The sequence below is a fragment of the Metabacillus hrfriensis genome (genome assembly GCF_030127205.1).
In the GTDB taxonomy this organism is placed as follows: domain Bacteria; phylum Bacillota; class Bacilli; order Bacillales; family Bacillaceae; genus Bacillus_P; species Bacillus_P dongyingensis.
This window is the reverse complement of the sequence record NZ_CP126116.1, coordinates 2,127,780-2,153,851: the sequence shown is the minus strand read 5'-3', so window position 1 is coordinate 2,153,851 and position 26,072 is coordinate 2,127,780. Positions and strand designations below refer to the sequence as shown.

Annotated in this window: 26 protein-coding genes, 1 riboswitch and 1 other annotated feature; of the genes, 2 read left to right on the top strand and 24 right to left on the bottom strand. The window is 41.6% G+C overall.

Features of this window, described 5'->3' with window-relative positions; translation table 11 throughout:
- Positions 1-36: 36 nt before the first annotated feature.
- From QLQ22_RS10700 to QLQ22_RS10585, 24 genes are all read right to left on the bottom strand, one after another.
- Entirely contained in the window at positions 37-1,059 is a 1,023-nt protein-coding gene (locus tag QLQ22_RS10700) for a sulfate permease (protein ID WP_223443329.1), read from the bottom strand.
- Between the two features lie 54 nt (positions 1,060-1,113).
- The gene (locus QLQ22_RS10695; protein ID WP_223442172.1) at positions 1,114-1,815 is read right to left on the bottom strand and encodes a phosphoadenylyl-sulfate reductase; all 702 of its coding nucleotides are present in this window, start codon (positions 1,813-1,815) and stop codon (positions 1,114-1,116) included.
- A gap of 108 nt (positions 1,816-1,923) precedes the next feature.
- Positions 1,924-2,067, bottom strand: a complete 144-nt coding sequence (locus QLQ22_RS10690; protein WP_223442170.1) for a YezD family protein — start codon at positions 2,065-2,067, stop codon at positions 1,924-1,926.
- Between the two features lie 107 nt (positions 2,068-2,174).
- Positions 2,175-2,280, bottom strand: a riboswitch (SAM riboswitch).
- 470 nt (positions 2,281-2,750) lie between these two features.
- The gene (pyrE, locus tag QLQ22_RS10685) at positions 2,751-3,383 is read right to left on the bottom strand and encodes an orotate phosphoribosyltransferase (RefSeq protein ID WP_223442168.1); all 633 of its coding nucleotides are present in this window, start codon (positions 3,381-3,383) and stop codon (positions 2,751-2,753) included.
- Positions 3,380-4,099, bottom strand: coding sequence for an orotidine-5'-phosphate decarboxylase (gene pyrF / locus QLQ22_RS10680; RefSeq protein WP_284016596.1), 720 nt, complete (start codon positions 4,097-4,099; stop codon positions 3,380-3,382). The genes pyrE and pyrF overlap by 4 nt, the downstream gene beginning before the upstream one ends.
- Positions 4,068-5,003: a dihydroorotate dehydrogenase gene (locus tag QLQ22_RS10675; RefSeq protein ID WP_284016595.1), complete on the bottom strand. Its 936-nt coding sequence runs from the start codon at positions 5,001-5,003 to the stop codon at positions 4,068-4,070. Before QLQ22_RS10675 ends, pyrF begins: the two co-directional genes overlap by 32 nt.
- Positions 4,997-5,782 carry a dihydroorotate dehydrogenase electron transfer subunit gene (locus tag QLQ22_RS10670; protein WP_223442159.1) on the bottom strand — a complete coding sequence of 262 codons (786 nt, stop codon included), beginning with the start codon at positions 5,780-5,782 and terminating at the stop codon, positions 4,997-4,999. Before QLQ22_RS10670 ends, QLQ22_RS10675 begins: the two co-directional genes overlap by 7 nt.
- Complete coding sequence (gene carB, locus QLQ22_RS10665) at positions 5,779-8,991, bottom strand: carbamoyl-phosphate synthase large subunit (protein WP_223442155.1); 3,213 nt, start codon at positions 8,989-8,991, stop codon at positions 5,779-5,781. Before carB ends, QLQ22_RS10670 begins: the two co-directional genes overlap by 4 nt.
- Positions 8,976-10,076, bottom strand: coding sequence for a carbamoyl phosphate synthase small subunit (locus tag QLQ22_RS10660; RefSeq protein ID WP_223442151.1), 1,101 nt, complete (start codon positions 10,074-10,076; stop codon positions 8,976-8,978). Before QLQ22_RS10660 ends, carB begins: the two co-directional genes overlap by 16 nt.
- Complete coding sequence (locus QLQ22_RS10655) at positions 10,073-11,359, bottom strand: dihydroorotase (RefSeq protein WP_223442147.1); 1,287 nt, start codon at positions 11,357-11,359, stop codon at positions 10,073-10,075. The genes QLQ22_RS10660 and QLQ22_RS10655 overlap by 4 nt, the downstream gene beginning before the upstream one ends.
- The gene (locus QLQ22_RS10650) at positions 11,343-12,263 is read right to left on the bottom strand and encodes an aspartate carbamoyltransferase catalytic subunit (RefSeq protein WP_223442144.1); all 921 of its coding nucleotides are present in this window, start codon (positions 12,261-12,263) and stop codon (positions 11,343-11,345) included. The genes QLQ22_RS10655 and QLQ22_RS10650 overlap by 17 nt, the downstream gene beginning before the upstream one ends.
- A 142-nt stretch (positions 12,264-12,405) precedes the next feature.
- The gene (locus QLQ22_RS10645) at positions 12,406-13,716 is read right to left on the bottom strand and encodes a solute carrier family 23 protein (RefSeq protein ID WP_423246239.1); all 1,311 of its coding nucleotides are present in this window, start codon (positions 13,714-13,716) and stop codon (positions 12,406-12,408) included.
- Positions 13,717-13,855: 139 nt separating this feature from the next.
- Complete coding sequence (pyrR, locus tag QLQ22_RS10640) at positions 13,856-14,401, bottom strand: bifunctional pyr operon transcriptional regulator/uracil phosphoribosyltransferase PyrR (RefSeq protein WP_223442138.1); 546 nt, start codon at positions 14,399-14,401, stop codon at positions 13,856-13,858.
- 189 nt (positions 14,402-14,590) lie between these two features.
- Entirely contained in the window at positions 14,591-15,505 is a 915-nt protein-coding gene (locus QLQ22_RS10635; protein WP_223442135.1) for an RluA family pseudouridine synthase, read from the bottom strand.
- Positions 15,486-15,968: a signal peptidase II gene (gene lspA, locus QLQ22_RS10630; RefSeq protein ID WP_223442132.1), complete on the bottom strand. Its 483-nt coding sequence runs from the start codon at positions 15,966-15,968 to the stop codon at positions 15,486-15,488. Before lspA ends, QLQ22_RS10635 begins: the two co-directional genes overlap by 20 nt.
- Positions 15,969-16,058: 90 nt before the next feature.
- Positions 16,059-16,427: a TraR/DksA family transcriptional regulator gene (locus QLQ22_RS10625; protein WP_223442129.1), complete on the bottom strand. Its 369-nt coding sequence runs from the start codon at positions 16,425-16,427 to the stop codon at positions 16,059-16,061.
- Positions 16,428-16,975: 548 nt separating this feature from the next.
- Positions 16,976-19,747, bottom strand: coding sequence for an isoleucine--tRNA ligase (ileS, locus tag QLQ22_RS10620; protein ID WP_223442126.1), 2,772 nt, complete (start codon positions 19,745-19,747; stop codon positions 16,976-16,978).
- A gap of 81 nt (positions 19,748-19,828) precedes the next feature.
- Positions 19,829-20,054: a binding site (T-box leader), on the bottom strand.
- 65 nt (positions 20,055-20,119) lie between these two features.
- Positions 20,120-20,626, bottom strand: a complete 507-nt coding sequence (locus tag QLQ22_RS10615) for a DivIVA domain-containing protein (protein WP_070879099.1) — start codon at positions 20,624-20,626, stop codon at positions 20,120-20,122.
- A gap of 101 nt (positions 20,627-20,727) precedes the next feature.
- Positions 20,728-21,498, bottom strand: a complete 771-nt coding sequence (locus tag QLQ22_RS10610) for a YlmH family RNA-binding protein (RefSeq protein ID WP_223442123.1) — start codon at positions 21,496-21,498, stop codon at positions 20,728-20,730.
- Positions 21,499-21,563: 65 nt separating this feature from the next.
- Positions 21,564-21,827, bottom strand: a complete 264-nt coding sequence (locus tag QLQ22_RS10605) for a YggT family protein (protein WP_223442120.1) — start codon at positions 21,825-21,827, stop codon at positions 21,564-21,566.
- 6 nt (positions 21,828-21,833) lie between these two features.
- On the bottom strand, positions 21,834-22,271 hold the full coding sequence (locus QLQ22_RS10600; RefSeq protein ID WP_223442118.1) for a cell division protein SepF: 438 nt from the start codon (positions 22,269-22,271) through the stop codon (positions 21,834-21,836).
- Between the two features lie 20 nt (positions 22,272-22,291).
- Positions 22,292-22,960 carry a YggS family pyridoxal phosphate-dependent enzyme gene (locus QLQ22_RS10595; RefSeq protein ID WP_223442116.1) on the bottom strand — a complete coding sequence of 223 codons (669 nt, stop codon included), beginning with the start codon at positions 22,958-22,960 and terminating at the stop codon, positions 22,292-22,294.
- A complete protein-coding gene (gene pgeF, locus QLQ22_RS10590; protein ID WP_223442114.1) occupies positions 22,957-23,796 on the bottom strand; it encodes a peptidoglycan editing factor PgeF in 840 nt (279 codons plus the stop codon). The genes QLQ22_RS10595 and pgeF overlap by 4 nt, the downstream gene beginning before the upstream one ends.
- Positions 23,797-23,888: 92 nt before the next feature.
- The gene (locus QLQ22_RS10585; RefSeq protein WP_133311249.1) at positions 23,889-24,152 is read right to left on the bottom strand and encodes a YlmC/YmxH family sporulation protein; all 264 of its coding nucleotides are present in this window, start codon (positions 24,150-24,152) and stop codon (positions 23,889-23,891) included.
- Between the two features lie 184 nt (positions 24,153-24,336).
- On the opposite strand from QLQ22_RS10585, the gene QLQ22_RS10580 reads away from it, so the two are divergent.
- Positions 24,337-25,197, top strand: a complete 861-nt coding sequence (locus QLQ22_RS10580; protein ID WP_420828863.1) for a permease — start codon at positions 24,337-24,339, stop codon at positions 25,195-25,197.
- 16 nt (positions 25,198-25,213) lie between these two features.
- Complete coding sequence (locus tag QLQ22_RS10575) at positions 25,214-26,053, top strand: TIGR03943 family putative permease subunit (protein ID WP_284016593.1); 840 nt, start codon at positions 25,214-25,216, stop codon at positions 26,051-26,053.
- The last annotated feature ends 19 nt before the right edge of the window (positions 26,054-26,072 follow it).

The following is a 26,072-nucleotide window of genomic DNA, read 5'->3' as shown; positions in this document are numbered from 1 at the left end:
TCCTCCTAAACATACCCTTTAAAATTGGTTTGAATGCTAAATGCCTCCGCCTTCTTCATGCACTGCACGCTTTTCCTCTTTTATGGCCTTCATTAAGCTGAGGGCTCCTAAGGTTGCAAGCATGACACTGACTAGAACGACGATTGAATAAATATCACTTTCTAAAAATAATTTGACTAAGAAATAAGAAATGGCCAGTGAAAACAGAGGAGAAACAATCCATATCCGGATAATCTTCTTCACGATATGCTTATGTAATATTTCACTTCCGTTTTTCGCCATTCCAAGACCGATAATCGCTGATGAAGTAATCTGAGTAAGCGGAACCGGCAATCCGAAAATAGAACTGACAATAACGAGACCGGCACCGGTCCCTGAGATTAAAATTCCTTCAGGCTTTGAATAGCTGGTAATCTTCTTACCGTTTGTTTCAAGTACTTTCTTTCCAAGGAAAATGGCTCCGAGCGCTACAAATGCGCCTCCTATCCATATTCCTTTTGAAACGGAAATCAAGCCTGCTCCCACCAGAGGTCCGACTGCATTGGCCACATTGTTCATACCTGCAGAGAAGGCTTCCATAAATCCTGCAAAAATCAGAATGACGGTAAGCAGGGGACGATCTTGCAAGATCCCTTTTCTCTGCAGACTATACAGACCTTTGCCGAATATCCAGGCTAAACCGAAAGCTGCAACAGGAACGATTACCCAAAACAGCATAATAACAAGCAATGAATTGACAAACAGCACTTGATACGCAATACCTACTCCAACTACAGAACCAACTGTAACCTCGCTCGTAGAAAGCGGAATGCCAAGCAAGTTAGCAACAAACAGGGAGCTTGTAGCGGAAATAATGATGATCAGGACAATTTTCACGTTAATAATATCCTGCGGGATAATGCCGCCGCTGATCGTCTTTACAACTTCTCCGCCTCCGAGCACCGCTCCTGCAAACACCCCTGCGGCACATATTAAGAGGGCATGCCGCGCCTTTGGGACTGCACCTGACCCATAAGCCACACCCATTGAGGCAGCAGCACCGCTTGCCCCTATATTCATTGCAAAAAAGAAACTGATGGCGAGAGCCGCTAATTCAAGCAACGCACCTGCTCCTTATCCATGTAATCCGCATTCTGTTTTACCCTGCCCGCTCCATCTTCCGGAACGCAAATCATCGGCATTAAATGCAGGTGCTGTGCAGTGAGAACAGCCGATGCTCGGATAGCCCCTGTCATGCAGGGGGTTATATGGCAAATCGTTTTTGTGTACGTACCGCCACACATCTTTCCAAGTCCAGTGAATCAACGGACATATTTTTACCGACTGAAATTTATCATCGCGGTTAATGAATTGAACATGTTTCCTTGTTTCTGACTGCTCTCTGCGCAGCCCTGAGATCCAGGCTTCTGATTCCGATAACGTCTCGTCAAGAGGCTGAAGCTTTCTGATTTGGCAGCATTTATTTGGATTTGTTTCCCAAAGTTTATCGCCGTATTCTGCTGCCTGCTCATCAAGTGTGAGAGCCGGTTTCTTCATCACAATATTCAGCTGCGGATATTTTTCCCGCACTCGGTCAATCGTTTCATAGGTTTCTTTAAAATGTACGTCCGTATCAAGAAAAACAATCGTTGCATCCGGCTCTACTTTTGAAATTAAATCTACAAGCACAATGCCTTCTATTCCAAAGCTGCATGCATAAACAATCTCTTTGCCATAATAACCATAGCTCCACTTTAAAACGTTTAATGCGCCTTTATAAGTGTCATCAACTTCAAAATCTGTGGCTGGCTCCCGCCAAGTTTCATACGTTAGCATGTATATTCTTCCCCTCTATCAGCCAGGTCCCGTTAAAAAAAAGACATTTTAACAGAATGACGGAACCCGTTCATTGTTAAAATGCCTCTAGTTTTTCTAGTCAGCACATTATTTAATTCTTACTTTTTCGTTCTTCTCAAGCTGAATTACTTTGCCGTCCTGAACAACCAATGTGACAGAACCATAATTCATCGTTTTCAGCATTTCCCGCAATCTTTCGATGACGATTTCAAGATGTTCTTCCTTTCCCACTGCAGTCCCCCATTTCATTTCTTATCCGCTTTTTCCTTCCGAGAAATTTACCGCAATTTAAGAAAGAAAAAAAGCCTTCCAACTTGAAAGACTGTTCAGGTAGATGTACCTTATCTTTCAAAATGGGTTTACATTTTGCTGGATTTAGCACCTTGCAGAATGCAGGTTGCCGGGCTTCGCAGGGCCAGATCCCTTCGCCTCTCTGGATAAGTTTATTATATTTTTCTAAATTTTATCACAATTATCCATTCTGTCAACCCTAGTTTTTCGATCGGAATTAAAAAATTAGTTAAAAGGCTGAATTGAGTGCTAAACTTTTAATCCGGGAATAAGGATTTATGGATAAAAAATTACTGTCCAAGAGGTGAAATTTATCCTAATTCCAGCAATAATGACCATTTTCACTTTCCTTATAGGCGGATTTTCATTAGCTTATGCCGTCGTAACGCTTGATGATCATCATATTTTCCGAAAAATAAAAAAAGAACAAGCAGGCCTTTTTGGGGCTTTTGGGTGGATCGGTCATGCAAGCCTTGGTATTTGCAAAAGGTTCCTTCCAGAAGCATGGCAGATTAAATTGTTTCGAACAGGCTATCTTCTAATAAGCCTTGTTTCTTTTCTAAGTTCATTTTTGATATGGCAATAAAAAAGCAAAGTCAAAAACGACTTTGCTTTCTTGCCTTCTATATAGTCAACCATGCTTCATTTGCAGGATTTTCGCGCCATTTTATCAGCTTTTCAAGATCTTTTTTTTCAATTGCTCCCTTTTTCAGTGCTACATCAATCAATGAAGAATAGTCGGTCAGGGAAACAGCATGTATTCCGGCATCTTCGAGCATCTCTGCGCCTTTTTGCAGTTCATATGTGAAGATGGAGACAACTCCAATCACTTCACAGCCTGCCTCTCTAAGCGCCTGAACAGCCGTAATAACGCTTCCTCCTGTTGAGATTAAATCTTCAACAACTACTACTTTTTGACCCTCATGCACTTTACCTTCTATTTGATTGCCTTTTCCATGGCCTTTCGGCTTGCTTCTGACGTAGCACATTGGCAAATTAAGCAGATCGCTCACCCATGCAGCATGCGGGATACCCGCTGTTGCTGTTCCTGCAATCATTTCAGCCTGGGGATACTCTTCCCTGATTAGCTTAGTTAAGCCCTTTGCAATGTCTTTTCTGACTTCAGGATAGGATAATGTCAGGCGATTGTCGCAATAGATTGGCGACTTTAGGCCGCTTGACCATGTAAATGGCTCATTTGGACTTAAAAAAACGGCTTCAATTTTCAGCAGCTGCTCAGCAATTTGATGTTTCATACAGGCAGACCCTCCCATGCGTTTTTCATTTGTAAGTATGCAGTCAGCGGATCCTTTGCTTTAGTTATGCTTCTTCCGACAACAATGGCTGTTGATCCCAGTTCTCTTGCCTTTTCAGGCGTCGCCACTCTCACTTGATCATTCAGTGAGTCTTCAGCGAGTCGGATTCCAGGCGTAATGGTATGGAAAGAACGGTCCAAATGCTGATAGATTTCAGGTACTTCAAGCGAAGAGCAGACAATTCCATCCAGTCCGCTTTCATATGCCAGTTTGGCATAGTGAAGGACTGTTTCGTTCAGTCCTTTTCCGATGAGAAGTTCATGATTAAGCATGGCCTCAGATGTGCTTGTCAATTGAGTGACAGCAATGCAGTCGGGCCTTTTTGACCCTGCCCTCGTTCCTGCTTCAAGTCCTTCTATTGCAGCCTGCATCATCGCACTTCCGCCAGCAGCATGAACATTAACGAGGTTCACCTCAAGCTTTGCAAGGCCTTTCATGGCCTGCTTGACTGTCTGGGGAATATCATGGAGCTTCAAATCAAGAAAAATGTCATGTCCCGCTGATTTAAGCTGATCAATAATCGAAGGACCTTCCTGATAAAACAGCTCCATTCCCACTTTCACATAAAGCTTTTGGTCAGGCAGCTTTTTTAAAAATCCGCCCACTTCTTTTCCATCTGGAAAATCAAGCGCGATGATAAGCGGTCTTCCGTTCATTCTTCCAGCTCCTTCCGATGCATTCTGAAATATGATCAAAACCATATTCTTTTAATTTTTGCGGCAATTGTGCAATGATCTCCGGACATACAAACGGATTCACAAAATTTGCCGTTCCGACAGCTACTGCACTTGCACCTGCATACATAAACTCAATCACGTCTTCCGCTGTCTGCACGCCTCCCATGCCGATAATCGGAATTGATACAGCCTGGCTTACTTCATACACCATTCTGATTGCGACAGGCCTGATTGCAGGACCTGATAAACCTCCAGAGCGGTTGGCGAGAATTGGTTTAGCCGTTTTCATGTTCAGCCTCATGCCAAGCAGCGTATTGATCATGGTTAAACCATCAGCACCGGCGTTTTCAATGGCTTTGGCGATATCCACAATGTTGCTTACATTTGGCGATAGCTTCACATAAACAGGCACATCTGATACTTCTTTTACTGCCCTTGTCAAAGAGGCGGCAATTTCAGGGTCCGTTCCGAAGGCAATCCCACCTGTTTTTACATTCGGGCAAGAGATATTCAGTTCAATTGCGCGGACATTTTTTGCCCTGCTGATTTCTCTTGCTACTTCAACATAATCCTCCTGCGCGGAGCCAGCAACATTTGCAATGATCGGCACGTCATATGACTCGAGCCAGGGAAGCTCATTTTCGAGAACTCCTTTTAATCCTGGATTTTGAAGACCTATGGCATTCAGCATGCCTGCTTCTGTTTCAGCCACTCTAGGCGTCGGGTTGCCAAATCGCGCTTCTGCCGTAGCAGCTTTAATCATAATCGCACCAAGACTGCTTAAATCATAAAGGTTTGCAAATTCTTTTCCGAAGCCAAAGCAGCCTGATGCTGGCATAACCGGATTTTTCAAAGATAAACCGGGCAATTCGATGTTCAGCATGATAAAAGTACCTCCCCGGCTTTAAATACTGGTCCGTCGCTGCACACTTTTTTATAAGAAGTGCCAGCAGGATCATCAGCTGTATGACAAACACATGCGAAGCAAGCGCCAATTCCGCAGCCCATCCGTTCTTCTAGAGACAGAAAGACCGGTTTTTCGGGAAAGAGTTTTTCAATGTTTGCGAGCATAGGAGTAGGTCCGCAGGAAAACAGCGCATCAAAGGTGAGCTCATTCTCTTTAATCAAATCGGTGACAAACCCTTTTTTTCCATGAGACCCGTCTACAGTTGTGACATAGGTATCTCCAAGTTGTTGAAACTCTTTTTCATAGAAAACATGCTCTTTTGATTGAAAGCCCAGAACATGTTTAACGGTAATCCCTTTATTAACCAGGCGTCTTGACAGTTCATATAAAGGAGGCACTCCGATCCCGCCGCCGACAAGAAGTGCCGTATCGCCTTTATCCAGCTGATCCGGATCAAATCCATTTCCGAGCGGTCCGAGCACATCAACAAGCTCGCCTTTTTTCCTTGCAGAAAGGAGCTTCGTGCCTGCTCCCTCTGCTCTGTATATCATGGTGAATTCCTGATTCTCTTTATCTATTTTCGCTATGCTGATCGGTCTTCTTAATAGCGGTGATGCTGACTCTGAAACTTTCACATGTACAAACTGCCCTGGCTGATTCATGTGATCAGTTAAACTGCCTTTTAATGTGATTTCGTATATGCCTGCTGCCAATTCCTTGTGATCTGCAATCGTCATCCATTCTTTTTGTATCAAGCGTATGTCACCTCTTTGCTGTTTGGGCGCTTAGGCATTTCGTCTGTTGAGAAGGTCATGGACTCGAGCACTCTCAATATCGCTTTTGCCGTATCAAGTGATGTTAAGCAAGGAATACCATTTTCTACAGATTCACGGCGGATGCGGAATCCATCCCGCTGCGGCTGTTTTCCTTTTGTCAGTGTATTAATGACAAACTGTGCTTCGCTCGTGCGGATGATATCAAGCATGTTTGGCGCCTCGCTGCCGATTTTATTCACAATCTTTGCAGTTACTCCATTGGCATGAAGGTATTCAGCTGTTCCGCTTGTCGCCATGATCTGATAGCCGATGGCGCTGAAGCGTCTTGCAACTTCCAGGCCTTCTTCTTTATCTTTATCTGCAATCGTGAGCAGTACCTGTCCGTAATTCTGAACCTTCATTCCAGATGCGATCATTCCTTTATACAGAGCTTTTTCAAGCGTTGTATCCTTGCCCATTACTTCTCCGGTAGATTTCATTTCAGGGCCGAGTGTAATATCCACTCTGCGCAGCTTTTCAAAGGAGAATACCGGAACTTTCACATAGACGCCTGCGCTTTCAGGCTGAATGCCTGTTTCATAGCCGAGCTCGTTGAGTGTTTTTCCTAAAATCACCTTTGTAGCGAGATTTGCCATTGGAACACCCGTAATCTTGCTTAAGAAGGGCACTGTCCGGCTTGACCTTGGGTTTACCTCAAGCACATAAACTTCATTTTTGTATATAACAAACTGGATATTCAGCAAGCCTTTTATATTTAATCCTTTAGCGAGAGCGATTGTTCTTTCTATAATCGTTTCCTTTATTTCTGCAGACAGAGTTTGAGGCGGATAGACGGCAATTGAGTCGCCTGAGTGAACGCCAGCACGCTCGATGTGTTCCATAATTCCTGGAATAAAGACCGTTTCACCGTCAGAAATCGCGTCTACTTCAATTTCTTTTCCTGTTAAATATTTGTCAATGAGAACCGGATGCTGCGGATTTACTTTTACAGCATTTTTCATATAATGCAGCAGATCCTTTTCTTCATAAACAATTTCCATTGCCCGGCCGCCTAGAACATAGGATGGTCTTACTAGTACAGGATAGCGGATCTCATCTGCAATTTTGACTGCTTCTTCAACAGAAGTGGCTGTTTTTCCGAGCGGCTGCGGGATGTTAAGCTTGCCTAATGTGTACTCAAACTTATCTCTGTTTTCAGCCCGGTCCATGTCTTCAAGTGATGTACCAAGGATCTGCACGCCTCTTGCTTCAAGCTCTTCTGCAAGATTAATGGCTGTCTGTCCTCCAAATTGAACGACTACGCCGCGGGGTTTTTCAAGTTCTACTATATGCATGACATCTTCTACAGTAAGCGGTTCAAAGTAAAGCTTGTCTGAGATGCTGAAGTCTGTAGATACTGTCTCAGGATTATTGTTGATTATGATCGCCTCATACCCGGCCTCTTTGATTGCCCATACAGAATGCACCGTTGCATAATCAAATTCCACGCCCTGACCGATGCGGATCGGTCCTGAACCTAGGACAATGACACTTTCTTTGTCTGTCACAGCAGATTCGTTTTCATCTTCATACGTGCCGTAGAAATAAGGAGTTTCTGATTCAAACTCCGCCGCACATGTATCAACTGTTTTGAAAACCGGGAAGAGCTTAAGCTGTTTTCTGTAATCATAGACTTCACGTTCTGTCATGTTCCAGAGCCTTGCAATTGCAATATCCGAGAAGCCCATTTTCTTAGCTTGTTTAAGGACATCAGCATCAAGCTTTGCTTCTTTCACTGCATTTTCAAACTTTATGATTTTTTCTATTTTCACTAAGAAGAAAAGATCGATGGCACTCCACTCATGAATCGTTTCAATGGATACCCCTCTTCTGATCGCTTCCGAGAGATAGAATAAACGCTCGTCGCCTGCTTTTCTGATTCTCTTTTCAATTAGTTCATTGCTGAATTCATCTGCATTTTTCAGATCAAGATGATATTCATCCGATTCAAGTGAGCGTACAGCTTTCAGCAATGATTCTTCAAACGTTCTGCCGATCGCCATTACTTCTCCTGTCGCCTTCATTTGAGTGCCGAGCCTTCTGTTTGCTGATTCAAACTTGTCAAATGGCCATCTTGGAATTTTCGTCACGATGTAGTCAAGTGCAGGCTCAAAGCAAGCATACGTTTTTCCAGTAACAGGGTTCATCATTTCATCAAGCGTCAGTCCAACAGCTATCTTAGCTGCAAGCTTTGCAATTGGATAGCCAGTTGCTTTTGAAGCTAGAGCTGAGGACCTGCTGACACGCGGATTTACTTCTATGATGTAATATTGAAAGCTGTTTGGATCAAGCGCAAGCTGAACGTTGCAGCCGCCTTCGATTTGCAGGGCACGGATGATTTTAAGCGAAACATTCCGCAGCATTTGGTACTCACGGTCGCTTAAAGTCTGACTTGGTGCAACGACGATTGAGTCACCTGTGTGGATGCCAACAGGGTCGATGTTTTCCATGTTGCAGACTACAATCGCACTGTCATTTTTATCACGCATCACTTCATATTCAATCTCTTTAAAGCCCGCGATGCTTTTTTCAAGAAGGCATTGAGTAACTGGGCTGTACTTTAATCCGCTCGTTACAATCTCAATCAGCTCTTCTTCGTTCGAACAGATGCCTCCGCCGGTACCGCCAAGCGTGTATGCAGGCCTCACGATAACGGGATAGCCTACTTTATCTACAAAAGCGAATGCTTCTTGAAGGTTATGAACAATGTCACTTTCAGGCACTGGTTCGCCAAGTTCGTTCATTAATTGGCGGAACAGATCCCGGTCTTCCGCTTTTTGAATCGCGCTGAGCTTTGTTCCTAAAATTTCAACATTGCATTCTTCAAGCACACCTGCATTTGCAAGCTCCACTGCCATATTTAATCCTGTTTGGCCGCCAAGTGTCGGGAGAAGGGCATCCGGACGCTCTTTTCTAATAATCTTTGTTAAAAATTCAACCGTTAATGGTTCAATGTAGACTTTATCCGCCATCTCCGTATCCGTCATGATCGTTGCCGGATTGGAGTTTACAAGAATGACCTCATAACCTTCTTCTTTTAAAGCAAGGCAGGCCTGTGTTCCGGCATAATCAAACTCTGCTGCCTGGCCAATAATAATCGGACCTGAACCTATTACTAGGATTTTTTTTATATCTACGCGTTTTGGCATACTTTGATCCCTTCTTTCTTGTGAGTTTCAATCATGTCGATAAATTGATCAAAAAGTCCGTTTGCATCTTCCGGTCCTGGTGATGCTTCCGGGTGATACTGAACTGTAAATGCAGGAAGTTCTTTATGTTTAAGGCCTTCTACTGACCCATCATTAAGCGCAATATGAGTTACTTCAAGATCAGTTGATTCAACCGAATTAAGTGTGACGGTGTAGCCGTGGTTTTGAGAGGTCATCGCAATTTTTCCTGTAGCTAAATCTTTGACAGGATGATTTGAACCGCGATGTCCGAATTTCATTTTTTCTGTGTTTGCCCCTCCTGCCAGCGCGAAAAGCTGATGGCCAAGGCAAATTCCGAATAGCGGAATTTTTCCGAGCACTCCGTTGATCATTTCAAGTGCATGCGGCACATCTTTTGGATCCCCAGGTCCGTTTGAAAGCATAATGCCGTCAGGATTTAATTGAAGAATTTCTTCTGCTTTAGTTGTATGAGGAACAACGATGACGTCACAATCACGCTTGTTGAGTTCGCGCAAAATGCCATGCTTCATTCCAAAATCCACTAATGCAACTCTGCAGCCGCGTCCTGGACTCGGATAAGATGTTTTAGTTGAAACGGTTTCTACTTGATTTGTTGGAAGGTTTGCTGCTTTTAATTTTGCAAGCACTGCATCCTTATCTGCATTTTCTGAGCAAAAAGCACCTTTTAATGTTCCGTATGTCCGGATAATCCTTGTCAATTTTCTAGTATCGATTCCTGCTAATCCAGGTATATTTTTGAGTTTGAAAAATTCATCAAGCGAATACTCGCTTCTGAAGTTTGATGGCACTTCACATAATTCTTTTACGATAAACCCATTTATGAAAGGCGAGATGGTTTCAAAATCATCGCGATTTATTCCATAGTTTCCGATAAGCGGATACGTAAGTGTGACAATTTGCCCGCAATAGGACGGGTCAGATAAAATTTCCTGATAGCCTGTCATTCCTGTGTGAAAAACGATTTCTCCAATCGTATCTTCTTCACTTCCAAATCCTTGTCCTGTGAAAATCGTTCCGTCTTCGAGAATTAGATGTCTGATCATGCGTTTATTCTCTCCCTTTCCCAAACTAGCTGTCCTTGTGCAATTGTTGCAATTGGCCATCCCTTGCATTTCCATCCTCCAAACGGAGTGTTTTTGCCTTTTGAAAGGAATGTTTCTGGATCAATTTCCTTCTCTTCTTCCAAATCAATAATTGTAAGATCTGCGGGACTGCCAACTTCCAATTTTCCATACGGAAGGTTAAAGGCTTCACACGGCTTAATCGTCAGATAATCGAGAAGCTGTTTCAGTGTCCAATCGTTTGTCTCTACAAAGCGTGTGTATAGCAGAGGGAAGGCCGTTTCCAGACCGACAATCCCAAATGGCGCAAGCTGAATGGTTTCTGCTTTTTCCTCTTTTGTATGAGGAGCGTGGTCTGTTGCAATAAAATCGATGGTTCCGTCCAGCAATGCTTCAATTAAAGCCTGCCTGTCATCACTTCCTCGCAGCGGCGGATTCATTTTGTAATTCGTATCAAGTTCAGGGATATCACTGTCGCTTAAAAGCAAGTGGTGAGGCGTTACTTCAGCTGTAACGTTTATGCCAGCCTTCTTTGCATCTCTTACAACTCTTACAGATTCCTTTGTGCTGATGTGACAGACGTGGTAATGGCAGTCTGCTGCTTCTGCAAGCAAAACATCTCTGGCAATCTGTACGGCTTCGCACACGGATGGAATACCGTTAATGCCATTTCTTTTTGCGAATTCTCCGTCATGCAAAGCTCCCTTATAAATCAGCGTGTTATCTTCACAGTGTGCAACAATGCTTGCTCCAAGCGCTGCAGCTTTTTTCATTGCTTCAAACATCATTCCGGCCGACTGAACACCTACACCGTCATCTGTAAAAGCAAAGGCGCCTGCCTGTTTTAACCCTTCAAAGTCTGTCAGTTCTTTTCCTGCCTGTCGTGCAGTTATAGAGGCATATGGCAAAACACGGACCGAAGCTGTTTCTTTAATGCGATTCTGCAGCCATTCCATTTGCTCGGGCTGGTCCGGCACCGGTTTTGTATTAGGCATTGCAGCTACAGTTGTGAAACCTCCTGCTGCTGCTGCTTTGGTGCCTGTTTCGATTGTTTCCTTATGCTCTCCACCTGGTTCTCTGAGATGAATATGTAAATCGACGAAGCCAGGAGAAACAAGATTTCCACTTGCATCAATGATCTGTGCTGTTTCATGCTTGATATTTTCTTCTATTTTAGTAATGATTCCATCCTGAATCAGAATATCGGCTTTTTTTTCAGTACCGCTGTTATCTAAAATTCGTCCATTTTTAATGATAAAATGCATAAGTATTTTCCTCCTCGTTTAATTTGGCACTTTCTAATGCCCGTTTCAGAACGGCCATTCTGACAAACACGCCATTTTCCATTTGCTTAAAGATCCTTGATTTTCTGCTTTCAACAAGCTCGGTTGCAATTTCTACTCCGCGATTAATCGGTGCAGGGTGCATGATGATGGCATTCGGCTTCATGGCATTTTCTCTTTCTAAAGTTAAACCAAACCTGCGATGATAGTCAGTAAGCCCCTCATTTTCCCCTTGGTGCCTCTCATGCTGAATTCTAAGCAGCATTACTACGTCTGATGTCTTAATAGCTTCATCTGTCGTTACATACTGGCCAAATTTATTGAGTGGATCTCTCCATTCCTCAGGTCCTGAAAGTAAAACGTTTGCTCCGAGCCGCTTCAGCACTTCTGCATTTGACCGTGCTACACGGCTATGTTTGATATCTCCATGGATGGAGATCGTCAAGCCTTCAAATCGTTTAAATTCCTGCTGAATGGTCAGAAGATCAAGCAGAGATTGTGTCGGATGATGGCCGCATCCATCTCCGGCATTCAATATCGGAATGCTGATACTATCTTGCAGTTCTGTAAAGTACTCATCATCCGGATGTCTGATGACTACTGCGTCCGCACCAATTGCCTCAAGTGTCCGGACAGTATCATACAACGTTTCTCCTTTTTGAACACTTGAGAGAGACGCGTCAAAATTGAGTACGTTCAGACCAAGTCTTTTTTCCGCTACTTCAAAACTGAATCTTGTTCGTGTGCTTGGTTCAAAAAACAGATTAGCAACAAATTTCGGTGTCTCCTGCAGCAAGGACTTTCCTGTTTTAAATCGTTCTGCATCTTTTAATATCCTCATAATTTCATCTGCAGGTAAATCATTCATTCTCAATAAGTGCCTCAAAGTCATCTCTCCCCATCTTTTTTTTGCAAAAAAACACCCTGATCAGAGATTCAGGGTGTGAGGAAGCATGACAAATCATCAAGCTGATCTGTCAATGCTTATCCACCCTTAAAAGCCTCTCTGGACTTTCGTTAAAAGGTGATTATGCAGCTGTGTTTTCTAAGTTCTGATCCTTTTCTGCCTCTTTTCGTCCAGGAAGGACAAGGTTCAAAAGGATTCCGATGATCGCTGAAAGCGCCATGCCATGCAGCTCAAATTGTTCACTTACTTTTATTAATGCACCGCCGATGCCGATAACCAGAATGACGGATGATATCACGAGGTTTCGCTTATTTCCAAAATCAATTTTGCTGTCGGAAAGCATTCTTAGGCCTGATGAAGCGATGATTCCAAAAAGCAGAATGGATACACCGCCCATGACCGGCGTCGGTATGGAGCTGATCAGAGCCGAAATTTTACCGATAAATCCGAACACGATCGCCATCACAGCAGCTCCTGCAATGATATATACGCTGTATACTCTCGTTATGGCCAATACGCCGATATTCTCACCGTATGTCGTGTTTGGAGGACCGCCTATTAATGCTGCAATCATCGTCGCAGTTCCATCTCCTAAGATTGAGCGGTGAAGTCCGGGCTTTTCAATATAGTCACGGCCGACAACTTTTCCAAGTACAAGCTGATGTCCGATATGTTCTGACAGTGTGACGATTGCGACCGGCACCATCAGCAGGATGATTTCATATGAGAAACCAGGTGTATAGGTGATAAAAGGAATGATAAAGTCCGGTTTTACAAATACACTTGCCTGCGCGACTTTGCTGAAATCTACAAGTCCGATTGCAAGGGCATAAACATAACCTCCAACGATTCCAATCAGTACTGGGATCAGGCTGATAAATCCTTTAAAGACGACCGAGCAGATGATTGTTATCGCAAGTGTTACTAATGCTACCGAGAAGTAAGTCAGATTATATTCTCCATCCGGATTATTCATAGCCATCCCGACTGCGACGTTTGCAAGGCTCAGTCCGATTACGATGATAACTGGTCCGACCACAATCGGCGGCAAGAGCTTCATAATCCACTTATAGCCGACCATTTTTATTAATAAAGCTACAATTCCGTAAACAACACCGGCAAGAAAGCTGCCGACCATTGCTCCTTCTGGACCTGCTGCAGCCTTTGCTGCGATGATCGGAGCAATAAACGCGAAGGATGATCCCAGGTAAGCGGGTACCTGACCTTTCGTAATCAAGAGGAAGGCAATTGTTCCAAGTCCGCTTGAAATCAGTGCTACTGCAGGGTCAAGACCTACTAGGAAAGGCACCAGGATGGTCGCGCCGAACATTGCGAACAAATGCTGAAAGCTTAGTGTAATCCATGTAAGCGGCTTTGGAACCTCATTTACATCTAGATGTATGTCATTCTCTTGAATCTTTTTCATTTTCATTCCTCCGCTTCTTTTCGTTTTGAGAAATAAAAAACCTCTTTGCATAAGGAGCAAAGAGGCAGAATAATCCCGCCTGAATCAAACACAGGCATGTGATTTTCTTTCCCTTTTGCAGCCTCTCTGGACTTCATTAAAAGGTTTATTCTTTTTCGTAAATGGTTACTTGATCTGTTTCGTCCACTTCAAGCAGTTCAACAACAATCTTTTCTGAGCTTGAAGTCGGAATGTTTTTCCCTACATAATCTGCCCTGATCGGCAGTTCACGGTGACCCCGGTCTACAAGAACTCCAAGCTGAATTTGTGATGGTCTGCCAATATCAATTAAAGCATCAAGTCCTGCTCTTACTGTTCTTCCCGTGTATAAAACGTCGTCTACAAGGATGACGGTTTTGTTTGTAATATCTGCCGGAATGTCAGACCCTTTTACAAGAGGCTCCTGATCATCCGTTTTTTTTGAAAGATCATCACGGTAGAGCGTGATATCAAGCTCTCCTACTTCAACCGGCTTTCCTTCAATCTGTTCGATGCGTTCAGCAAGCCTTTTTGCAAGGTGAATGCCCCTTGTCTTAATGCCGACAAGAATCACCGAATCAATTCCTTTATTCCGCTCGATAATTTCATGTGCAATTCGAGTTAAAGCTCTTCTTATGGACTGCTGATCTAAAACGATCGCTTTTTGCGGCATGTTTCTCACCTCTCCTTAAGAACCTTAAAAAGAAAAATCCCTCTCGCCGATTTGGCAAGAGGGATTTGGATGCATAGCTTAAAATACGCAGTAATAGCGTATAAGATCCGTTTCCTTCTCAGCCTCACGGGACTGTATTAAAGGTTCATTTTTGAACTATAGTCATTATGTCAGAATAACTTGAATGTGTCAACGGTTATTTTTAAGTTCCGAGATAACTTCCTCAAATTCTGCAGGCAGAGGTGCTTTAAACTCAAGATATTCTCCTGTGCTCGGATGCTTAAACCCAAGAACGCCTGCATGAAGCGCCTGACCGTTTATTTTCATTGTTTTCTTAGGTCCGTACTTTGGATCTCCTACAATCGGGAAACCAATATATTTCATGTGAACACGAATTTGATGCGTTCTTCCTGTTTCAAGCTGACATTCAATTAAAGAATATCCTTCAAAGCGGTCAAGAACATGAAAATGAGTAACAGCATCTTTACTGTGCTCATTTGTTACTGTCATGCTTTGACGATCCTGTTTGTCACGGCCGATCGGTGCATCAATTGTTCCTTTGTCATGCTGGATGACACCGTGGACAATTGCCTGATATCGTCTTGTAACTGATTTTTCAACCAGCTGATTAACTAATGACTCATGAGCTTTATCATTCTTTGCAACCATTAAAAGTCCAGAGGTATCCTTATCAATTCTATGAACGATTCCCGGTCTCATGACTCCATTAATACCTGACAGGTCTTTACAATGAGCCATCAGACCATTAACAAGAGTTCCTGACAAATGGCCAGGTGCAGGATGGACGACCATTCCTTTTGGCTTGTTAACAACAAGGACATCCCCATCCTCATAATAGATATCAAGGTTCATCTCCTCTGGCATCACATCAAGCGGTTCAGGATCTGGAATGAGAAGTGTAACCGTATCGCCGGGCTGTACCTTGTAATTGCTTCTAGATTCAGCATCGTTTACTTTTACATGGCCTTCTTTAATCCATATTTGAACTTGGCTTCTTGACCAATCCGAATTCTCTGCCACAAGCAGTTTATCTAAACGTTCAAATTTATTGCTGTCATCAATCTTAATTTCTATGCTGTTCATTCACTTTCTCCTTCTCTTGTTTCCCTTCAAAAAGCATGACAATAAATAACAAAGCAACTCCTACACAAAGAGCTGAATCTGCTATGTTAAAGATAGGAAATGGGTATGTTCCTATGTAAGTTTGTACAAAATCCACCACTTCCTGATGAATAACACGATCTATGAAATTGCCAATGGCTCCGCCAAGCATAAGTCCAAGCGCTATTCCCATTAAACGCTGGTCTTTTGCATATTTCTGAATATAAATCACGAGTCCAATTACGACGATAACGGTAATGACATAAAAAAACCACATCTGACCCTGCAGAATTCCCCAGGCAGCACCCTGGTTCCGATGTGATGTAATATACAGTACGTTTTCAATAACGGGTATTCTTTCTCCGATTTCCAATTCATTGACAATCAGCCATTTTGTCAGCTGATCAAGCGCAATAATAACAAGGGCGATGATATAGTAAAGCACAAGCTTTCCCCAACTTTCCTATAATGTACCTTTGAATTGTATCACAGGCAAAAAAGAAGAGTAAAGCTTGTATCTCATGAAAGCAGTGTTTTAATGATATTCTCCCACTTCATAGTGGGATTGGTGATTGAGATAGAGATGAGGCAGAGATTTTCTTTCATAAAGTTCCTGAAAAGCAAAATCATGAATGGTTCTTGCAGTGGGGATAATGGCTAACTTATCAAGTGCAATTGGAGTTCCTGTCTCTTCACAAATGCCAAACGTGCCGTTTTCAATTTTCTGAAGAGCTCTTTCAACATCAATTAATTCTTCTTTCACATGAATCATAATTGTTTTTTCTTTTAATGGATAAAATAGATGTTGTTCATTCACCACCTCAAACAAGCCATGATCAAATAGCCTTGATTTCAATTCCTGCTGCATGATTTGAAGCTCATACCAAATTGCGTCTAAACTCATAGCGGACAACTCCTTGTGTACTTGCTTTGTACTCATAGTCTATCCGTTCTCCCTGCCGCTCACGCTTTTAAGAATTTTCCTGTTATGACAATGAAATGCGGAACCGACTGTTTAGCGCAGGCAGACAGTTAAGAATTCACCCGAAAAATCCGGGTTTGACTGGAATTTGTTCTGACCAAGGGTCTGCGCGATGTAGCCTTGACATAACTAAAAGCCGGATTGCTCGTTTTGTTATTTGCAAAGACATGGATTTTATTATCCATTTTTTCATTTTTTCTATTCGTTTTCATGATTTATCTTGTTGAATATTGAATATTTCTAGTCAACTGATTTTTTTATCTAGCCTAAAGTCTCTGCATTGCAGCTGCTTTTCTGTATACAATGCCGGATATAGAATTTTCCATCCAAATAATAGCTTTATTAGCCGATATTCATTCAACTTTAGGTCCCCATATTAAATAAGTCCCTGTGCTTTACTTAAAACAGCCCTTCTAAATCGAGCTAATATAAAAAACCGCTGATCAATGAAGTCAGCGGTTTCCAATAAATTAAGCAGTTGTATAGTTTTCATCAACAATTGCTGCACAGCGGCCGCAAAGAGTTTTATGATTTTCATTGCTGCCAACATCCGTTGTAACTACCCAGCATCTTTCACATGTTTCGCCTTCAGCAGGTTTCACAGCAATTTTCACATGATCAAATACATGAGCCTCTTCAGGTGCTGCATCATAGTCACCTGCTAGTTTAAAGCCTGATACGATAAACAGCTGCTGTAGGTTTTCTTCGACTGAATCAAGCAATTGCTTCGTTTCAGCATCAACATAAAGTTCAATGCTTGCTGTTAATGACTTGCCGATTACTTTTTCGTTTCTTGCCACTTCAAGAGCCTTCAGCACATCATCACGAAGCTCCATGAAAGCATCCCATTTCTCTTCTAATAGATCCGCATTTTCAAGGGTCTTCACTTCCGGCATATCAACAAGCTGAACACTTTCTTCTGATACAGAATCAATATGTGCCCAAACTTCGTCGGCAGTATGAGGAAGAATTGGTGTTACTAACTTCACTAGAGAAAGAAGCGTTTCGTGCAAAACAGTTTGAATAGCACGGCGCTCTTTATTGTCTGGTGCTTCGATGTACAGGACATCTTTTGCGAAATCAAGATAAAATGAGCTAAGTTCAATCGTACAGAAGTTATGAACCGCATGGAAAATCGCTGCAAACTCATATTCTTCATAGGATTTTTTCACTTTATCTGTTAATTTATTCAGTTTTACAAGCATATAACGATCTACATCACGCAGTTCGTCATAAGATAGGGCATCTTTTGCCGGATTAAAATCTGCAAGGTTTCCAAGCAGGAAACGGAATGTATTGCGGATTTTTCTGTATACTTCAGCAACTTGCTTTAAGATATTATCAGAAACTCTTACATCTGCCTGGTAATCAACAGATGCTACCCATAGACGAAGGATGTCTCCTCCAAGCTGGTTCATGACTTTTGAAGGCAGTACGACGTTTCCTAAAGATTTACTCATTTTGCGTCCTTCTCCGTCAAGAGCAAATCCATGGCTCAGGACTCCTTTGTATGGAGCTTTACCAGTTACAGCAACTGCTGTTGATAAGGAAGAGTTAAACCACCCGCGGTATTGATCAGATCCTTCTAAATAAAGATCTGCCGGACGCTGCAGGTCATCTCTTTCTAATAAGACAGCCTGATGAGATGAACCCGAATCAAACCATACATCCATAATGTCCTGTTCTTTTGTGAACAATCCATTTGGGCTTCCTTCATGTTTAAACCCTTCAGGAAGCAGATCTTTTGTTTCACGCTCAAACCAAATATTTGAACCATGTTTGCGGAACAAGTCTGAAACATGATTGATTGTTTCATCTGTAATGATTGGTTCCCCGTTCTCAGCATAGAATACCGGAATTGGAACTCCCCACGCACGCTGTCTGGAAATACACCAGTCTCCGCGGTCCCGGACCATATTAAATAATCTTGTTTCTCCCCATGCTGGAACCCATTTTGTTTCTTTTACAGCAGTTAATAGCTCTTCACGGAAGTCTTTAATAGATGCAAACCACTGAGCCGTTGCTCTGAAGATTGTTGGTTTTTTTGTTCTCCAGTCATGAGGGTAAGAATGCGTAATAAACGATAATTTCAGTAATGCGCCTGCTTCATCAAGCTGTTCTGTAATTGGTTTATTTGCTGCATCATAAAACATGCCTTCAAAACCTGGCGCTTCATTCGTCATATGGCCTTTTTCATCAACCGGGCAAAGAACGCCAAGTCCGTATTTTTGACCGACAATAAAGTCATCTTCCCCATGTCCAGGAGCAGTGTGTACACAGCCCGTACCAGCCTCTGTTGTTACATGCTCGCCAAGAACAACAAGCGATTCGCGGTCATAAAGCGGATGTTTCGCAACTGCTTTTTCAAGCTGAGCGCCTTTAAATGTTTTTGAAACCGTGTAGGTTTCCCACTCAAGTTCTTTCGCTACAGTCTCCAAAAGAGCAGATGCAACGATGAAAGAATCGTCTTTTACTGATACAACACTGTATTCAAGCTCAGGATTTACTGCTATTCCAAGGTTTGCAGGAATCGTCCAAGGAGTTGTCGTCCAAATAACGATTTTTTCTCCGCCGTTTAATACGTCATTTCCTTCAGTAACTGTAAATGCAACATAAATGGAAGCAGATCGCTTATCGTAATATTCGATTTCTGCTTCTGCTAAGGCAGATTCACTTGAAGGAGACCAATAAACCGGTTTAAGACCCTTATAGATATAGCCTTTTTTCGCCATTTCACCAAAAACTTTGATTTGCTGGGCTTCATATTCAGGGGTTAATGTCACGTATGGATTTTCCCAGTCTCCCCGAACTCCCAGGCGTTTGAACTGTTCACGCTGGTTATTGATTTGCTCCCATGCATACTCAGCACAAAGCTTGCGGAATTCTGCAACACTTAATTCTTTCCGGTTCACTTTTTTGTTTTTAGTTAAAGCTGTTTCAATCGGCAGGCCGTGTGTATCCCAGCCCGGCACATATGGTGCGTTATAGCCTGTCATTGATTTATAGCGGACAATAAAATCTTTCAGCACTTTGTTTAAAGCATGCCCCATATGAATATCGCCGTTTGCGTATGGAGGTCCGTCATGCAAAATAAACATCGGACGATCTTTCGTACGCTCCTGAACTTTTTGATAAATATTCATTTCTTCCCATTTCTCCTGCATTTGAGGTTCGCGGTTCGGCAAGTTTCCGCGCATTGGGAATTCAGTTTTTGGCATTAGCAGTGTATCTTTGTACTCCATGGGTATTCCTCCAAACAATTTTTAAGTAGGCTTTTAGTAAACAGCCATTAAATAAGAAAACACAAAAAACCTTCTCATCCCATAAGGGACGAGAAGGTTTTCTCGCGGTACCACCCTTTTAGATAACCAGCATTCTGATTATCCTCTCAAGATTCGTAACGTGAATAACGCGTCTTTGCTTACTTTCAATTTGTTTCAGCAAAAAACTCAAGGGTGATCTTCACTCATTCTCCTTTGCCGGGCTTCCACCAGTTCCGGCTCGCTTAAAAAGGTTAAAATGAGCTACTCTCCCTCTCATCGTTTTAATTTTTTATATGATAATAATTGTAGTAGTGATCGTATTATATGTGAAACTATGTACGCAAGTCAAGATTACACTTTAGATTCTTCGCGTTCCTCGTAAAGAGCTTCCACTTCATACTCTAATAAATGATCCCAGTCGTCATTTTTAAGAAGATCAAGCTGTGCTTCAATCAGCATTTGGAACCTAGTGCGGAAAACCTTAGACTGCTTTTTGAGTTCTTCAATCTCAACTGCAATTTTTCTTGATTTAGACAGTGATTCATTAATGATGCGGTCTGCGTTCTTTTCTGCTTCTTTTACAATTAATTTCGCTTCTTTTTGAGCGTGGCGGCGAACCTCTTCAGCTGCTTCCTGAGCAACTAGAATCGATTTGTTAAGAGTTTCTTCAATGTTTGCAAAATGACCAAGCTTCTCAGTCAGTTCGCCTACTTTTGATTCAAGTTCTTTGCGTTCGCGAATCGCCATTTCATAATCTTTTATCACTTGATCAAGGAATTCGTTCACTTCATCTTCATCATAGCCGCGGAAGCCTTTGTTGAATTCTTTGTTATGAATATCTAACGGTGTTAAGGGCACTTCTGCCACCTCCATTATGAGTATTGAATGTAACGTTTCTTTTAAAACAGTATAATTCATTATTTGACAAAAAGGTCAAAATTCCTGCTAATTCCCTAAAATTATTTTTGTTTTCCAATAGTCAGCTTCCATCTATCCTTCTTTGTTCTGCCGTCAATCGACAAAATCCTGGATCTCCCAAAACCTCGGACAGAAATGGTGTCACCCTCGCGGCATTCAAAGGATGTCTGCTGAATGACTTTCCAGTTTACTTTTACATGCCCATTCTGAATGAGCAAGCCGATTTTTTGTCTGGAAACATTATAAATAGAAGCTGCAACAGCATCTACCCTTAATGAGCTGACAGTTGCAGACTGTTCTTGGATTTCTTCATGATTCGGAATTCTCTTACTCCAGTCAAGCTTCCGAAGGGAAACCTTTGCTCTGCCGATTTCGGTCACATTCATTAAAATAAAATCCTCAACTTCTTTTGCAGCCACAAGCTGAATCCGCTCACCGAAGAACAAAAGATCTCCAAATTTAGACCGTTTCAATCCCAGAGACATAAGTGACCCTAAAATATGGCGATGTTCAAGAGAGATAAATTTAACCGGATATTGAATTTCGATCAGTGATAACTGAAAATCATCCAAGGAAGGTGTAAAGTAATCAGGGTAAAGAAGAGCACGCTTCCTCTCCATGCCATCACCAGAAAATATGACATTTACTTCCCCGTTTGAACCGACAACAGCCTGAACCATTTCCTGCTCTCTTGGATCAAGAAAGTCAGTCAATTTAGGACTGTAATGATTCAGAACATTTTCTTTCCACTCCATCACCTGATCAATGAAATGACGCTCTTCCTGTCTAAAATGCTGATAAACATGGTTCACTTCATACAGCTCCAAACCATTCTAAAATGAAAACAGTGCCGATAAACGGCACTTGTAAGACAATCTTATCCAATCATGCTGAAAATGGAATTCAGCCCATATCCCGCAAATCTTAAGGCAAGAAGCGCCACAATCGGGGAAATATCAATCATTCCAAGCGGCGGAATGAATCTGCGGAATGGCTCCAGGTAAGGTTCAACAATCTTAGCTAAAAATTGGCCAAAACCGCTTTCTCTTGCATTCGGAAACCATGAAAGCAGAATGTAAATAATAATCGCATACGAATAAATCTGCAATAATGTAAATAATACATCAGCCACTATGCCCATCTAGATTTACCACCTCTGATCTTCTTCAGTTACTATTTCAGATATAGATCCTGCGACATCCACATTATCAGGAGTGCAAAGAAAAATATTTGCTCCTATCTTTTGAATGTCTCCTCCTATAGCGTACACAGTTCCGCTTAAAAAGTCTACAATCCGTTTTGCCTGATCATGCTGAATACGCTGCAGGTTCACTACAACCGCGCGCCGGTTTTTAAGCTGATCGGCTACATCCTGAGCTTCAGCATATACTCGAGGCTCGCATAAAACCACTTTAGATGATTTTTGAACACTTTGCAAACTTACAACATTCTGTTTAGTCTGCGGTTTTGCGGCAAACGGCTGCTCATCCTCATAGTCATCTTCCTGATAGCGGTCCTGTTCAACGTACTCATACTCTTCATCATCCAAGGCAAAAAAGCTTTTAAACTTATTTTTAATACTCAACTTCTGACACCTCCGATTTCTTATCCTACCAGGGCAGAGCCTATACGTATGAAGGTTGCGCCTTCTTCAATCGCAATCTCGAAATCATTCGACATGCCCATTGAAAGCTCTTTGCACGGGGCGTAAGGCAAGTTAAGCGCTCTTACTTCTTCACTTAATTCCCTTAATCTGGCGAATGATTGCCTTAAAACAGTTGTATCATCTGTATTAGGAGCCATTGTCATTAATCCTGCTACGTTTATGTATGGAAAGCTGCCGAGTTCATTAACAAATGGCAAAACCTCATTTGGAGCCATACCGTGCTTAGATTCTTCGCCTGATGTATTTACCTGGATAAAGCAGTCTATTTTATTATCGGCACGTTTGCTGATTTCTTTTGCCAGTGAAATTCTGTCAAGGGAATGAATATAATCTGCTTTCCCGATGATCTCCTTCACTTTTCTAGTCTGCAGTGTTCCGATAAAGTGCCATTTAGCCTCTGATCCTATTGCTGTATATTTTTCGCTGAGCCCTTCATTCCTGTTTTCTCCAAGATGACTGATGCCAGCACTTAACGCTTCTTTTGCACGATCTATATCTACATACTTAGTAACTGCAATGATTTGAATTTCATTAGGATTTCGTCCTATTTTAGAACATGTATTTTCAATTCGGGCGTTAATTTCATTTAAGTTGTCTGCTACACTCATAGCTGCTTGCGCCTCCTCGTTAAACCGATAAAACTGAACATTCTCCCAGTCGATCCTGAGTCTCTGCGATGTGAAAAAAACTTGGATGATTCACAGCTTGTACATAAAGAACTCGTCAAAATCCGGTCCTCTTTCACACCTGCATGAATCAGCAATTGTTTGTTCAGCTGTTTTAGATCTAGAGAATACTGACCTGCAGATACTTCGTGATATGGCAGCGCATCAGTAGTCCGTATAACTTGATTGACTTTTTCAATAACGTAATCGTCAACCACATAGCAGCAGGGTCCGATTGAGGGACCAATTATTGCATAGATGGAGGCAGCGTCAGCTTCTTCGTCCTTTATCCATGTTTGGATCATTTTACCGCCTATGTCTTTGACAGTGCCTTTCCAGCCGGCATGTGCTGTTCCAATCAGCTTTTTTTCATGTTCATAAAAATACAAAGGAACACAGTCTGCATAGCAAAGAGCAAGCATCAAATTCTCTTCTTGTGTATACAGGCCATCCGTTGCACGGATTGCAGATTCATAATCAAGTATACCTTTGCCTCTATCTGATTGACTTACTTTATAAATGCTGCTGTCATGGACCTGATCGGCACAAATCCAGTTTTCTAGAGGTGAGTTCAGCTCATCTGCTAATCGTCTTCGATTTAAAACAACATTTTCTGGTTTGTCCAATACATGCAGGCCAAGATTCAGCGAGTGGAAATCTCCGCAGCTTATCCCGCCGTTTTTGGTTGTAAAACCGACAACAAGCTCATCATTTAATTTTTCCCAGATCGGGCTGTTCAAATAAGTTTCATGCTGCAGTTGAAACGGCTGCTGAGTCATAAATGTTCATTCCTTTTCTTTACAGATTGCTGCATGTTTCGTTATACACGACTATATTTTACCACATCTTTCCCATTCCGACAGAAAGATTGTTAAATTAATTCATTATTTTGGTCTATCTCCCTATTTACACGCACTAATATAACATCTTCTCCAATTTTCACGATATTTCTCCAGGGAACAACCAGTTCTTCGTCTTTCCCAAAAAAACCTAACACTTTGCCAGTTCCGCTAATAATCACTGCCTGAATTTTCCCTGTTGTTACATTTATATCGAAATCTGATACAATCCCAAGCTTCTTGCCATCTGAAACATTGACAACATCTTTCGTTTGAAATTCAGAGATATTCATCATCGCAACCGCCCCCTGTTCTTACTTTAACTATATGATGTTACTTCATCAATCTATTCAAGCTTTTTATCCTATTCCTTTGATACAAGCTTTTCATTAAGAATATTATGATATAATTCAGTGCATCAAAATGATAATTATCGTTCAAAGCGGAGGATTTTAAGTGACAAAACAAGCTTTTTTTCAAATGAATTCCATTTTTATAAGTATTTTAATAGAAGCAATGCCTTTTGTACTTTTGGGAGTATTTATTTCCGGCATCATCCAAATTTTCATTACAGAGCAGATGGTTTCTAAATTCATTCCTAAAAACCGTTTTCTTTCTGTTCTTTATGGTACGTTTATTGGCGCATTATTTCCTGCATGTGAATGCGGGATTATCCCAATTGTCAGAAGGCTTATTTTAAAAGGAGTACCCTTGCATATGGGAATCGCGTTTATGCTGACTGGGCCAGTTATTAACCCAATTGTCTTATTTTCAACCTATGTTGCATTCGGCAATAATTGGGACATTATGCTTTATCGCGGAGGGCTTGCAATCATTGTCTCCATTATAGTCGGCCTGATTATCTCATTTCAGTATAATAGTCAACAGCTTTTAGAGAAAAAAACACTAGATGTTCATAATCATGATTTAATAGGTGAACCTCATTTCTTTCAAAAACTTTTGGGAGCCCTGCAGCACGCTGTCGATGAATTCTTCTCAGTGGGAAAATACTTAATTATTGGAGCTTTCATTGCGGCTGCGATGCAAACATTTATTAAGACATCTACCTTGCTTGCGATAGGACAAAATGAAGTATCTTCGTCAGCCGTCATGATGGGCCTGGCATTTATCTTATCTCTGTGTTCAGAAGCGGATGCTTTTATTGCATCTTCATTTACAAGCACTTTTTCAACAGGATCAATTGTTGCCTTCTTAGTTTACGGCCCTATGATCGATATAAAAAATATGCTTATGATGCTTGATGCTTTCAAGAAAAAATTTGTTTTTACATTAATAGCCTATATCACAATTTTAGTGCTGATTGGCTCACTGCTTATCTAAAGGAGGATCTATCACATTGTTCCGAATCTTGCTGTTAATGGCATTTACTTATTTCTTTTTTCACCTTCATGCTTCTGGAAATATTACAAAGTATATTAATATGAAGTATGCATACTTGTCTTATAGTGCAATTTTCATTTTTGCCCTCTTCACTGCCATTCAGGCCTATACTTATTTTAAAACACCTGAAGAAGGGGAATGTGAAACAAACTGCTGCCATCATGATCACCATCATGATAAACCGTCCAGTATAGGCAGATTTTTACTCAGCTGCGTTTTTATATACCCGTTAATTGCAGGTTTCTTTTTTCCGATTGCCAAATTGGATTCTACTATTGTTAAAGCAAAAGGCTTTACCTTTCAAAACATCGAAAATTCCGGTGAATTTTCACGTAATCAATATTTAATGCCGGATACAAGTGTTTATTATGGGAAAGAGGGACATTATGATTTAATGCATGAGGAACTGAGAAAATATTCTAAACAGTCTTCCATTCAATTAAATGATGTAAATTATTTAAAGGCGCTTGAAACGATTTATCAGTTTCCGGGTGAGTTTACAGATAAAACCATTCAGTTTGATGGATTTGCTTTTAAGGGAGAATCCATTAAGAAAAATCAGATTTTTGTTTTGCGTTTCGGTATTATACACTGCATCGCAGATTCGGGGGTTTACGGACTGCTTGTAGAACTTCCTGAAGAAGTCAATTTAAAAGATGATGAATGGGTTCAAGTAAAAGGTACGTTATCTTCAATTTATTATCAGCCTTTCAAGTCTGAAATCCCTTATTTAAAGGCTGAATCATGGAAAAAAATCAAAGAGCCGAAAGATCCGTATGTCTACAGAGGATATTAATATGAAAAGGACTGTTCAG

What these genes read in the sequence shown, in the direction of transcription:
- QLQ22_RS10700 (WP_223443329.1), bottom strand. Translation starts at nt 1,059, where the DNA reads ATGAATATAGGGGCAAGCGGTGCTGCTGCCTCAATGGGTGTGGCTTAT.
- QLQ22_RS10695 (WP_223442172.1), bottom strand. Translation starts at nt 1,815, where the DNA reads ATGCTAACGTATGAAACTTGGCGGGAGCCAGCCACAGATTTTGAAGTT.
- pyrE (WP_223442168.1), bottom strand. Translation starts at nt 3,383, where the DNA reads ATGAAACATCAAATTGCTGAGCAGCTGCTGAAAATTGAAGCCGTTTTT.
- pyrF (WP_284016596.1), bottom strand. Translation starts at nt 4,099, where the DNA reads ATGAACGGAAGACCGCTTATCATCGCGCTTGATTTTCCAGATGGAAAA.
- QLQ22_RS10675 (WP_284016595.1), bottom strand. Translation starts at nt 5,003, where the DNA reads ATGCTGAACATCGAATTGCCCGGTTTATCTTTGAAAAATCCGGTTATG.
- carB (WP_223442155.1), bottom strand. Translation starts at nt 8,991, where the DNA reads ATGCCAAAACGCGTAGATATAAAAAAAATCCTAGTAATAGGTTCAGGT.
- QLQ22_RS10660 (WP_223442151.1), bottom strand. Translation starts at nt 10,076, where the DNA reads ATGATCAGACATCTAATTCTCGAAGACGGAACGATTTTCACAGGACAA.
- QLQ22_RS10655 (WP_223442147.1), bottom strand. Translation starts at nt 11,359, where the DNA reads ATGCATTTTATCATTAAAAATGGACGAATTTTAGATAACAGCGGTACT.
- QLQ22_RS10645 (WP_423246239.1), bottom strand. Translation starts at nt 13,716, where the DNA reads ATGAAAATGAAAAAGATTCAAGAGAATGACATACATCTAGATGTAAAT.
- pyrR (WP_223442138.1), bottom strand. Translation starts at nt 14,401, where the DNA reads ATGCCGCAAAAAGCGATCGTTTTAGATCAGCAGTCCATAAGAAGAGCT.
- QLQ22_RS10635 (WP_223442135.1), bottom strand. Translation starts at nt 15,505, where the DNA reads ATGAACAGCATAGAAATTAAGATTGATGACAGCAATAAATTTGAACGT.
- QLQ22_RS10625 (WP_223442129.1), bottom strand. Translation starts at nt 16,427, where the DNA reads ATGAGTTTAGACGCAATTTGGTATGAGCTTCAAATCATGCAGCAGGAA.
- ileS (WP_223442126.1), bottom strand. Translation starts at nt 19,747, where the DNA reads ATGGAGTACAAAGATACACTGCTAATGCCAAAAACTGAATTCCCAATG.
- QLQ22_RS10605 (WP_223442120.1), bottom strand. Translation starts at nt 21,827, where the DNA reads ATGGGCATAGTGGCTGATGTATTATTTACATTATTGCAGATTTATTCG.
- QLQ22_RS10595 (WP_223442116.1), bottom strand. Translation starts at nt 22,960, where the DNA reads ATGAGTGTAGCAGACAACTTAAATGAAATTAACGCCCGAATTGAAAAT.
- pgeF (WP_223442114.1), bottom strand. Translation starts at nt 23,796, where the DNA reads ATGACTCAGCAGCCGTTTCAACTGCAGCATGAAACTTATTTGAACAGC.
- QLQ22_RS10585 (WP_133311249.1), bottom strand. Translation starts at nt 24,152, where the DNA reads ATGATGAATATCTCTGAATTTCAAACGAAAGATGTTGTCAATGTTTCA.
- QLQ22_RS10580 (WP_420828863.1), top strand. Translation starts at nt 24,337, where the DNA reads ATGAATTCCATTTTTATAAGTATTTTAATAGAAGCAATGCCTTTTGTA.